The organism is Mycolicibacterium houstonense (assembly GCF_900078665.2).
Taxonomy (GTDB): Bacteria; Actinomycetota; Actinomycetes; order Mycobacteriales; family Mycobacteriaceae; genus Mycobacterium; species Mycobacterium houstonense.
In genome coordinates, this window is sequence record NZ_LT546207.1 from 5,508,826 (window position 1) to 5,519,317 (window position 10,492).

Below are 10,492 nucleotides of genomic sequence, written 5' to 3' on the forward strand. Positions count from 1 at the left end.
TTGTAGGTGCTGTAACCTGCGCCGGCGAGAGCCCTCGTCACGCGAGCCAAGATCTCGGGCCCTCGACAACGCAGTTGACGGGCACTGACCCGCACGATCGTCCACCCTCGGGACGCCAGGAATTCCAGCCTGACGATTTCGTTCTCGTGGTCCTCCGGGCTCGTCCAGTGCTGCTCGCCGTCATACTCGACGCCGACCATCCACTCCGGCCACCCCATGTCGATCCGCCGCTGTACCCGGCCCCACTCGTCGGCCACCGGGATCTGGGTGACCGGCCGGGGGAGGCCGCCACGGACGAGCAGCAGCCGCAGTCGTGTCTCTTGCGGGGATTCTGCTCCCGCATCGACGAGGGCGAGTGCCGTCCGTAGGCGACGGATCCTTCGGGCGCCTGGATAGCGCTGCGCGATGGCCGCCACCCGGTCGACGCCGACCTGGGTGGCGTTGAGCAGCGCATCGATCCGGATGATCGCGGTGTCGAGCGGGCGCCGTCGCCCGATGTCGTAGCACGTGCGGGCAACGCTGGTGCAGGTCATGTCGCCGACCGCGTCGAGTTCGTCGTCGGCGATCGCGCCGGTGTGGATCAGAATTCCGGGTGGGGACGGATAGCGGATCCGGGCGAGCTCGGCCGGTGCGTCATCAGGCAGCCACTTGCTGCCCAGCACTGCTGCCGCGGAGTAGCCGGCCAGCGTGGCGGCGCGTCCGGACCACAGCCAGGCTGCCGTCGCGCGGGCATGGGCGTTGAGAACGAAATCTCTTGAGATGTAGACGTTTTGATGGAGTTTGCGGTACCGGGTCTGCAACGCATGGCGGGTGACGGACCCGGCGGACAGCGCCTCGCTCGCCACGACGATGTCTCCCACACCGATATTCGACGCGGCGGACGGGTATCTGGTTCCGCCCAGCGCCGAGACGACGGTTTATGGGGTGAAATCCCACAAAACGCGCCAGAAAGCGTCGTCTCGGCGCTAAGCAGAAGCCAGCCGCTTCTTCTCGGCCTCGACGTCGAAGTCCGGCGGCGGCCAGGACATGTTGAGGCTCTTGAGGGCCTCGATGAGCAGCTCGGTGATGGCCAGCCGGCTGTACCACTTCTTGTCGCACGGCACGATGTGCCAGGGCGCGTAGTCGGTGGACGTCTTCTCCAGCATGGCCTGGTAGGCCTCCTGGTACTTGGGCCAGAGCATGCGCTCATCGATGTCGGCCGGGTTGTACTTCCAGTACTTGTCCGGCCGCTCGAGCCGCTCGGCCAGGCGTTCCTTCTGCTCGGCGAGCGAGACGAACATGGCCACCTTCACCAGCGTGGTGCCGGAATCGACCAGTTCGCGTTCGAAGGCGTTGATCTCGTCGTAGCGGGCACCCCAGACGTCCGGGGGAACCAGGTTGTGCACGCGGACGATCAGGACGTCCTCGTAGTGGGAGCGGTCGAAGACCCCGATGTGACCGGCCGGTGGCAGCGCGTTGCGAATCCGCCACAAGTAGTGGTGGGCCCGTTCCTCCTCGGTGGGCTTGCCGAAGCTGGTGTACCGGACGCCCTGCGGGTTAGCTGCTCCCACAACATGTTTGACGATGCCGCCCTTGCCCGCGGTATCCATACCCTGCAGGATCAGCAGCACCGAGCGGTTGTCGTCACCGCTCTTGGAGCGCGCGTAGAGCATTTCCTGCAGCGAGGCGAGTCTCAGATTGCGCTCGGTCTGCAGCGTGGGGGCATCGCTCTTGCTCCCGCGAAATCCGGGTGTGCCGTTGGCGTCGATCCGCGAGACCTTGTCGCCCGGGCGGAAGACGAGATGCTCGTGCGGTTCGTGGGTCCACAGGGCAGGCAGGTCGGCGTTGTCGCTCACCCGATCAGTCAAGCAGCTGTGGTGGCAAAACCGGTGACGGGTGCGGCAGCGAGTTGAACTTCTCCAGCGAGCCACCCACTTCGACGATGCCGCACAACGCGTTCCACGACAGCATGGTCAGGTAGTCGATCAGTTCGTCGGCGGTCATCCGCGGGTTCGACATCCACGAGTGGGTGGCCAGCTGGACGCCGCCGACGGTGTGGAACGCCCACGCCTCGGCACCGCGGGTGTCCATGCCCACCGCGGCCATCCGGCGGCGCAACATGACGGCCAGCATGCGGGCGATGATCTGCTCGGAATCGGCGACCGCCTTGCTCTTGCTCGCCGAATTGTTGGCCATCACGAACGGATAGATCTCGGGTTCGGCGGCAACGGTTTGCACGTAGACCTTGATGATTTCGCGGGTCAGGTCGAACCCGTCGAGGTCCGACGACAGCGCCGCGGCCATGTTCGGGATCAGCGTCGTCTGCGCGAAGCGCATCATCACTGCGGTGGTGAGGTCGTTCTTGTCGACGAAATAGCGGTAGAGGACGGTCTTGGACACCCCGATCTCAGCGGCGATCTCGTCCATGCTGACGTTGCTGCCCCGGCGCCGGATCGCTTCCAGGGTGCCGTCTACCAGTTCGTTGCGTCGCTCCACCTTGTGCTGGTGCCAGCGCCGTTTGCGTCCATCGGTCTTCACCGCCACCGGCGGAGTCTGCTGTGCCACAGTCGCAGTAGTCCCATTCCCTAGTTCCACTTGATAGTACGGCGAAACTGCGGTTACCGGTCTGTGGGTCAGGCCCTCATGCGCCGTGATGGCGCAAGATGGAAAGGTGGCACATCGCATCGACCCGGAAGTCCGGGCGCTTACGGGCCCGCGGCAAAGTTTCGCCGAGACACTGTCCGGCGCGGACAGCGCGGCCGACGCCGAGCGGCGTCGGGGTTTGCGGCGGATGAAGCTGGTGGCGCTGAGCTTCCTGATCGGCGCCACGGTGGTCTTCCTGCTGTGCACCTGGGCCCAGTCGCGGGGCGCCGCGCCCTGGGTCGGGTATGTGCGGGCCGCGGCCGAGGCGGGCATGGTCGGCGCGCTGGCCGACTGGTTCGCGGTGACCGCGCTGTTCAAGCATCCGCTCGGCATCCCGATCCCGCACACGGCCATCATCAAGCGCAAGAAGGACCAGCTCGGCGAGGGGCTGGGCACCTTCGTCCGGGAGAACTTCATGTCTCCCGAGGTCATCGCGACCAAGTTGCGCGACGCCGAGGTGGCGGGCCGGCTCGGCAAGTGGCTGTCCGACCGTCCGCACGCCGAGCGGGTGGCGGCCGAGACCTCGACCGTGCTGCGGGTCGGCGTCGAGATGCTGCGCGACGAGGACGTGCAGCACGTATTGGACCGGATGATCGTCAAGCGCATCGCCGAGCCGAAGTGGGGCCCGCCGATCGGCCGGGTGCTCTCGACGTTGCTGCAGGAGGGCCGTCAGGAGGCCCTGATCCAGCTGCTGTGTGACCGGGCCTTCCAGTGGTCGCTGAATTCCGGTGAGGTCATCGAGCGGGTGATCGAGCGGGATTCGCCGACCTGGTCGCCGCGCTGGGTCGATCACCTGGTGGGGGATCGGATCCACCGTGAACTGATGGACTTCACCGACAAGGTGCGCCGCAACCCGGACCACGAGCTGCGGCGGTCGGCGACCCGGTTCCTGTTCGAGTTCGCCGACGATCTGCAGCACGACGACGCGACGATTCAGCGCGCGGAGAACATCAAGGACCAGCTGATGGGCCGCGACGAGGTGACCCGGGCGGCGGAGACGGCCTGGGCGGCGGCCAAGCGGATCATCCTGGAGTCGGTCGACGACCCGTCCTCGGCCCTGCGGACCCGGATCGCCGACTCGGTGATGCGCATCGGCGAATCGTTGCGTGACGACGCCGAGCTGCGCGACAAGGTGGACGGCTGGATCATCCGGGCCGCAAAACACCTGGTTGCCGAATATGGGACCGAGATCACAGCGATCATCACCGAGACCATCGAGCGCTGGGACGCCGACGAGGCAAGCCGCCGCATCGAGCTTCATGTGGGGCGTGACCTGCAATTCATCCGGATCAACGGCACCGTAGTGGGCTCGTTGGCGGGTCTGATCATCTATTCGATAGCCCAACTACTCTTCTGACCTGCGCTAACTAGTGCTTGCAAAAGTTAGCACCCCGTCGTAGCGTGAATTTCGTCGTTAACGGATACCCGGGCTACGAGGGGGAATGACATGGCGCAAGACGAAAATCTCGCGGCAGTCGTCTCCAACGCTGCGCAGGACATCGGAAGCTTCATCCGAGCCCAGCGTGAGGCGGCGCAGGTATCGGTTCGGCAGTTGGCCGAGAAGGCCGGCGTCAGCAATCCCTATCTGAGTCAGATCGAACGGGGATTGCGGAAACCCTCCGCCGACGTGCTCAACCAGATCGCGAAGGCACTGCGGGTGTCTGCGGAAGTCCTCTATGTGCGCGCCGGGATCTTGGAACCCAGCGAGCCCAGCGAGGTCCGCGACGCCATCGTCAACGACGTGGGGATCACCGAGCGGCAGAAGCAGGTGCTGCTCGACATCTACACCTCGTTCCGTCAACAGAACGAAGCCGTTGAAGGTGAGGAGCCGTCCACTGACTGACCCTCACCAGCTGCCCCGATAACAAAACCCGCATGAATTGCCCATCCTGAGAGAGGAATTCACATGACCGACAAGACTCAGCCCACCATCGAAGACCTCAAGGCCCCGCTGCTGGCCGCCGTAGGCGCCGCCGATCTGGCCCTGGCCACGGTCAACGAGATCGTCGCGAGCCTGCGCGAGCGTGCCGAAGAGGCCCGCACCGACGCCAACACCCGCGTCGAGGAAGGCCGCGCCCGGCTGACCAAGCTGCAGGAAGACCTGCCGACCCAGTTCGAGGAGCTGCGCGACCGGTTCTCCTCCGAGGAGCTGCGCAAGGCCGCCGAGGGCTACGCCGATCAGGCCACCGCGACCTACAACAAGCTCGTCGAGCGTGGCGAGGCGGCGCTGGAGCGCCTGCGCAACCAGCCGGCCATCGAAGAGGCCGCCAACCGGGTCGAGGGCTACACCGACCAGGTCACCGAGCTGACCCAGGACGCGCTGGGCACCGTTGCCTCGCAGACCCGCGCGGTCGGCGAGCGGGCCGCCAAGCTGGTCGGCGTCGAGCTGCCGAAGAAGGCCGAGAAGGCTGCCGAGAAGGCCGCTCCGGCTGCTCCGGCCAAGAAGGCTGCCCCGGCCGCCAAGAAGGCCGCCCCGGCCAAGGCCACCCCGGCCAAGAAGACCACGCCGGCCGCCAAGAAGACCGCGGCTCCGGCCAAGAAGGTCACCCAGAAGTAGAACGGCGTCGCGACGGGTACCGCCCGTCGGTCGACGCTGACGATGACGCCCGCATAGGCTGGTGAGGTGCAACTTGCCAACCTTGCGGGCGTCATTCTGTTTGTCCTCGTCGCCGTCGTCTTCTTCGTGGGCGTCTATGCGCTCGTGCACGCCGCCATGCAGCGTCCGGATGCCTATACGGCCACCGGCAAGCTCACCAAGCCGGTGTGGCTGGCCATCCTGGGCGTGGGCCTGCTCCTGGCGCTGCTGCTGCGCGACGCCTTCGGGGCCGCCATCTCGGCCTGCGCCACCGGTGTCTATCTGGTCGACGTCCGGCCGAAACTGCTTGAAATCCAGGGAAAGTCGCGCTGACCCGATGCGCTCACCACTGGCCGCGTTCGGCGCGGCGGGCGTCGTGCTGTGCGCCGCACTGAGCTTCGCGCCCACCGCGGGAGCCGCCCCCGGCTCTGTCTACGTCGACCATGTCGAATGGGCCAAATGGGGCGACCTGTCGAGCCTGCGGGTGTACCCGACCGACGCCGCCCGCGCGCTCACCCGCACGCCGAACAGCACCGCCGAGGCCGAGCAGGCCTGGGCCGAGGTGCTGGCGCAGTCCCCGGACGCCGACATCCCGGGCATGCACGAGCAGTTCCTGTGCCACTGGACTTTCGCCGAGATGGCCGAACCGGGCAAGACCAGCTGGAACCTGGAGCCGTGGCGCCCCGAGGTCGCGCCCGAGGCGATGCTGGCCGCCGGGTGCAACCCCGGCGGCAGTGAGGAACCGTTGTGATGGGCGGCTACACCCGAAGCCAGGTCGCCGCGCTGGTCGACCACACCCTGCTCAAGCCCGAGGCCACGGTCGCGGACGTCGAGAAGCTGGTGGCCGAGGCCGCTGACCTCGGGGTGTTCTCGGTCTGTGTCTCGCCGTCGCTGGTGGCCGCCGCGGTGGCGGTGCGGCCGGCGGGCCTGNAACCGTAGCGCCGGCGTGGGAGAAGGTCAGAGCTTGTCGAAGCAAGGGTCGTCGGCGGGCTTGGGCATCTTGGCGTTGGTGGTGGAGAACTTGGCCACCACGCCGCTGTCGGTTACCTGCACGCTGTCGGCGTGGATCCCCATCGGGTAGTCCTCGGTGATCTGGGCGGTGAACTTGTCCAGGATCGGCTGCAGGGTCTCCCGCGGCCAGGACAGGCCGATCGCGTTCAGGTCGACGATCTGCAGTGAGATGCCCTTGTTGACCACCGTGGGCTTGGCGGTGATGGTGCCGAGCAGACTCTTGAGCTCGATGGTCCCGTTCGACGGGTTGGTCCGGACGTCCGAGATGGCCGAGCCGATGAACGGCAGCGTGACCATGTCCGCCACGGTCTGGCGGATGCCGTCGGTGCTCCAGGTGATGTCGGCGACCAGCGAGCCGACGGTGCCGCTGGAATCGGCCGTCTCCTGGATCCGGACATCCTCGATGCCCAGCTTCACCTGCATTCCCTTGGCCTCACGGATCTGGTTGCCCGCGGTCTCGACGTTGATGTTGGTGTAGTGCCCGGACATGTGCTGCATCAGGAACGGGGGCAGCGGATCGAACGTCGCCTTCGCGCCGTCCCCGACGATGCATTCGACCGTGGCGGCGACGATCTGGTCGGCGCGGTTTCGGGCGTAGAGCTCGCCGCCGAGCAGCCCGGCCACGACCAGGGCCCCCACGATGACCAGGACCAGCACGACCGACAGCGGATCCGAGAGCAGCTTCTTGACCTTGGACGCGGCCGACGAGCCCTGTTCGGGGGCGGACGGGGCCGGCTGTTCGGCCTGAACCGGCTGGTCCGGCGCGGGTGGCTGCGGGGGCAGCGCCTCGGAAGGCGCTGGCGGGGACTGGTCGGTTGGGCGAGCCCAGGGATCGGTCACCCCAGCGATTGTGCCTTACCGGACTGAGCGAACTGTGAGCGGTTCTGCAGCACAGCGATGGTGTCCCGGACCCCGCTGGCAGCGTCGGGGTCGATGTCGAAGACCAGCAACTGCGGGTCCGGGCCGGCCGAGGTGAGGACCTCGCCGGTGGGGGAGGCCACCAGGCTGCCGCCGACGCCCGTCGGCCCCGCCTTGGCGATCTCGGCACCCGGATACGCCTGGTCAACCGCGGCGGCCGGCCTGGTCGCGGGTGCGCTGCGGTTGACCGCCGACTACGTGGCCACGCGCGAGCAGTTCGGTCGCCCGCTCTCGACGTTCCAGACCGTGGCGGCGCAGCTGTCCGAGGTCTACATCGCGTCGCGGACGATCTCTCTGCTGTCCACCTCCGCGGTCTGGCGGTTGTCCGAGGGGCTCGACGCCGACGAGGATCTCGCCATCCTGGGCTACTGGTTCGCCTCGCAAGCCGCGCCTGCCATGCGGCTCTGCCATCACCTGCACGGCGGCATGGGTATGGACATCACCTACCCGATGGACCGCTACTACTCTTCGATCAAGGACCTGACCCGGCTGCTGGGCGGGCCAGCGCATCGCCTCGATTTGGTGGGAGCGTAATGTACATCGATCTGACCCCGGAGCAGCGCGCGCTGCAATCCGAACTGCGGGAATACTTCTCGACTCTCATCACGCCCGAAGAGGCCAAGGCGATGGAGTCCGACCGGCACAACGAGGCCTACCGCGCGGTGATCAAGCGCATGGGCAGTGACGGCAAGCTCGGAGTCGGCTGGCCCAAGGAGTACGGCGGTCTGGGCTTCGGCCCGGTCGAGCAGCAGATCTTCATCAACGAGGCCAACCGGGCCGACATCCCGCTGCCGATGGTCACCCTCCAGACCGTGGGCCCCACCCTGCAGGCGCTGGGCACCGAGGAACAGAAGAAGAAGTTCCTGCCCGGAATCCTCGCCGGTGAGGTGCATTTCGCCATCGGTTACTCCGAGCCCGATGCCGGCACCGACCTCGCCTCCCTGCGCACCACCGCGGTGCGCCACGGTGACGAATACATCGTCAACGGCCAGAAGATGTGGACCACCGGCGCGCACGACGCCGACTACATCTGGCTGGCCTGCCGTACCGATCCGACCGCGGCCAAGCACAAGGGCATCTCGATCCTGATCGTCGACACCAAGGATCCGGGCTACTCCTGGACCCCCATCATCCTGTCGGACGGGGCGCACCACACCAACGCCACGTACTACAACGATGTGCGGGTCCCCGCCGACATGCTCGTCGGCGAGGAGAACGGCGGCTGGAAGCTCATCACCACCCAGCTCAACCACGAACGGGTCGGCCTCGGGCCGGCCGGCCGCATCGCCGGCATCTATGACCAGGTGCATACCTGGGCGTCGAAGCCCGGTTCGGACGGTGTCACCCCGATCGAGCAGGACGCCGTGAAACGCCTTCTGGGACAGATCAAGTCGATCTGGCGGATCAACGAGCTGCTCAACTGGCAGGTTGCGGCCTCCGGCGAGACCATCGCCGTGGCCGACGCGGCCGCGACGAAGGTGTTCTCTACGGAACGGTTGCAGGAAGTCGGCCGGCTGGCCGAAGAGATCGTCGGCGGTTACGGCAATCCCGCCGACCCGGAGACGGCCGAACTGCTGGTGTGGCTGGACAAGATGACCAAGCGCAACCTGGTGATCACCTTCGGCGGTGGCGTCAACGAGGTCATGCGCGAGATGATCGCGGCGTCGGGCCTGCGGGTGCCGAGGGTGACCCGATGAGCGACCTGCAGGCGGGCATCGACGAGATCGTCGCCACCGGGCGCAGCAAGCCGACCTTGAGCCGGGATCCGGTGAACCAGCCCATGATTCACCACTGGGTCGACGCGATCGGCGACAAGAACCCGATCTATGTCGACGAGGAAGCCGCCAAGGCCGCCGGGCATCCCGGCATCGTGGCGCCGCCGGCCATGATCCAGGTCTGGACCATGATGGGACTGGGTCGCACCCGGTCCGACGACGACCCGCTGGCCCGGATCATGAAGTTGTTCGACGACGCCGGGTATGTCGGCGTGGTCGCCACCAACTGCGATCAGACCTACCACCGCTACCTGCAGCCAGGCGAGCGGGTCAGCATCAGCGCCGAGGTCACCGATGTGGTGGGACCAAAGCAGACGGCCCTCGGTGAGGGCTACTTCGTCAACCAGAAGATCCGGTGGCATGTCGGCGACGAGGAAGTCGCTGACATGGACTGGCGGATCATGAAGTTCCTGCCGGCCAACAAGCAGGGCGCCGAAGCCGCCGAAAGCGGTTCGATCCCAGCCGATCTGGACCCTGACAAGCTGATGCGTCCGTCCTCGTCGCGTGACACCCAGTTCTTCTGGGACGGCGTCAACGCCCACGAATTGCGGATCCAGAAGCGGCCGGACGGCTCGCTGCAGCACCCGCCGGTCCCCGCGGTCTGGGCCGACAAAGAAGCGCCGGCCGATTACGTCGTGTCATCGGGCAAGGGCACGGTGTTCAGCTACGTCGTGCACCACGCACCGAAGGTGCCGGGCCGCAGCCTGCCGTTCGTCATCGCGCTGGTGGAACTCGAAGAAGGCGTGCGCATGCTCGGTGAGCTGCGCGGCGTCGAACACGACGACGTGAAGATCGGCATGCCGGTCCAGGCAACGTTCATCGACTTCCCCGACAGTGAGGTCAGTCCGGCGTGGACTCTGTACGCATGGGAGGCGGCGAAGTGACTGCCACTATGAACGTGACTGTGGGCACCAAGCTGCCCGAGCTCTCGATCTACGGCGACCCGACGTTCATCGTCTCGACGGCGATCGCCACCCGGGACTACCAGGACGTGCACCATGACCGGGACAAGGCGCAGGCCAAGGGCTCGAAGGACATCTTCGTCAACATCCTGACCGACACCGGTCTGGTAGGGCGTTATGTGACCGACTGGGCCGGCCCGAACGCCATCATCAAGTCGATCAAGCTGCGTCTCGGTGTGCCGTGGTACGCCTACGACACGATCACCTTCCGCGGGGAGGTGACCGCGGTCGACGGCGAGTTGGTGACCCTGAAAGTAGTGGGCAGCAACAGTCTTGGCGATCACGTCATCGCCACCTCAACGTTGACCATGGGAGCACAGTGAGCATCTCCGGCAAGGCGGCCATCGCCGGCATCGGCGCCACCGACTTTTCCAAGAACTCCGGTCGCAGCGAGCTGCGGCTGGCCGCCGAGGCCGTCCTCGACGCACTGGACGACGCCGGCCTCAAGCCGTCCGACGTCGACGGTCTGGTCACCTTCACGATGGACTCCAACCTGGAGACTGCCGTGGCCCGCTCCACCGGGATCGGGGATCTGAAGTTCTTCAGCCAGATCGGCTACGGCGGCGGCGCCGCGGCCGCGACCGTTCAGCAGGCGGCTCTGGCCGTCGCGTCCGGCGTCGCGGAAGTCG

At 66.7% G+C, this 10,492-nt stretch carries 11 protein-coding genes and 5 pseudogenes; 11 read left to right on the forward strand and 5 right to left on the reverse strand.

Annotated features, from left to right (window positions below; all coding sequences use genetic code 11):
* Positions 1–14: 14 nt before the first annotated feature.
* From BN4332_RS27780 to BN4332_RS27790, 3 genes and pseudogenes are all read right to left on the reverse strand, one after another.
* Positions 15–860: pseudogene (locus BN4332_RS27780) on the reverse strand (endonuclease domain-containing protein); the annotation flags it as partial.
* 105 nt (positions 861–965) lie between these two features.
* Positions 966–1,835, reverse strand: a complete 870-nt coding sequence (locus BN4332_RS27785; protein WP_066902765.1) for a polyphosphate kinase 2 family protein — start codon at positions 1,833–1,835, stop codon at positions 966–968.
* Positions 1,836–1,839: 4 nt separating this feature from the next.
* Complete coding sequence (locus tag BN4332_RS27790; protein WP_066902768.1) at positions 1,840–2,544, reverse strand: TetR/AcrR family transcriptional regulator; 705 nt, start codon at positions 2,542–2,544, stop codon at positions 1,840–1,842.
* Between the two features lie 106 nt (positions 2,545–2,650).
* On the opposite strand from BN4332_RS27790, the gene BN4332_RS27795 reads away from it, so the two are divergent.
* The 6 genes and pseudogenes from BN4332_RS27795 to BN4332_RS27820 all read left to right on the forward strand — a co-directional run.
* The gene (locus BN4332_RS27795; RefSeq protein WP_066902787.1) at positions 2,651–3,979 is read left to right on the forward strand and encodes a DUF445 domain-containing protein; all 1,329 of its coding nucleotides are present in this window, start codon (positions 2,651–2,653) and stop codon (positions 3,977–3,979) included.
* A 90-nt stretch (positions 3,980–4,069) separates the two neighbouring features.
* On the forward strand, positions 4,070–4,465 hold the full coding sequence (locus BN4332_RS27800) for a helix-turn-helix domain-containing protein (RefSeq protein ID WP_066902769.1): 396 nt from the start codon (positions 4,070–4,072) through the stop codon (positions 4,463–4,465).
* A 63-nt stretch (positions 4,466–4,528) separates the two neighbouring features.
* Positions 4,529–5,179, forward strand: coding sequence for a heparin-binding hemagglutinin (locus BN4332_RS27805; protein WP_066902771.1), 651 nt, complete (start codon positions 4,529–4,531; stop codon positions 5,177–5,179).
* 66 nt (positions 5,180–5,245) lie between these two features.
* The gene (locus BN4332_RS27810) at positions 5,246–5,530 is read left to right on the forward strand and encodes a DUF2516 family protein (protein ID WP_066902773.1); all 285 of its coding nucleotides are present in this window, start codon (positions 5,246–5,248) and stop codon (positions 5,528–5,530) included.
* A 4-nt stretch (positions 5,531–5,534) separates the two neighbouring features.
* Positions 5,535–5,948, forward strand: coding sequence for a DUF2599 domain-containing protein (locus tag BN4332_RS27815; RefSeq protein WP_066902775.1), 414 nt, complete (start codon positions 5,535–5,537; stop codon positions 5,946–5,948).
* A pseudogene (locus tag BN4332_RS27820) lies at positions 5,945–6,109 on the forward strand (2-deoxyribose-5-phosphate aldolase); the annotation flags it as partial. The gene BN4332_RS27815 and the pseudogene BN4332_RS27820, both read left to right, overlap by 4 nt.
* 45 nt (positions 6,110–6,154) lie before the next feature.
* Here BN4332_RS27820 and BN4332_RS27825 read toward each other — a convergent pair.
* Together BN4332_RS27825 and BN4332_RS27830 are read right to left on the reverse strand one after the other, a co-directional pair.
* Positions 6,155–7,048 carry an LmeA family phospholipid-binding protein gene (locus tag BN4332_RS27825; RefSeq protein ID WP_066902779.1) on the reverse strand — a complete coding sequence of 298 codons (894 nt, stop codon included), beginning with the start codon at positions 7,046–7,048 and terminating at the stop codon, positions 6,155–6,157.
* Positions 7,045–7,287, reverse strand: a pseudogene (locus tag BN4332_RS27830) (hydrolase); the annotation flags it as partial. The gene BN4332_RS27825 and the pseudogene BN4332_RS27830, both read right to left, overlap by 4 nt.
* Between BN4332_RS27830 and BN4332_RS27835 the strand changes: the two are divergent.
* From BN4332_RS27835 to BN4332_RS27855, 5 genes and pseudogenes are all read left to right on the forward strand, one after another.
* A pseudogene (locus tag BN4332_RS27835) lies at positions 7,280–7,660 on the forward strand (acyl-CoA dehydrogenase family protein); the annotation flags it as partial. The pseudogenes BN4332_RS27830 and BN4332_RS27835 sit on opposite strands and share 8 nt — an antisense overlap.
* A complete protein-coding gene (gene fadE29 / locus BN4332_RS27840; RefSeq protein WP_066902781.1) occupies positions 7,660–8,823 on the forward strand; it encodes an acyl-CoA dehydrogenase FadE29 in 1,164 nt (387 codons plus the stop codon). The pseudogene BN4332_RS27835 and the gene fadE29, both read left to right, overlap by 1 nt.
* Entirely contained in the window at positions 8,820–9,785 is a 966-nt protein-coding gene (locus BN4332_RS27845) for a bifunctional MaoC family dehydratase N-terminal/OB-fold nucleic acid binding domain-containing protein (protein ID WP_066902783.1), read from the forward strand. The genes fadE29 and BN4332_RS27845 overlap by 4 nt, the downstream gene beginning before the upstream one ends.
* Positions 9,786–9,793: 8 nt before the next feature.
* The gene (locus tag BN4332_RS27850; RefSeq protein WP_064848233.1) at positions 9,794–10,186 is read left to right on the forward strand and encodes a MaoC family dehydratase; all 393 of its coding nucleotides are present in this window, start codon (positions 9,794–9,796) and stop codon (positions 10,184–10,186) included.
* 2 nt (positions 10,187–10,188) lie between these two features.
* Positions 10,189–10,492 (forward strand): annotated as a pseudogene (locus BN4332_RS27855) (lipid-transfer protein); the annotation flags it as partial.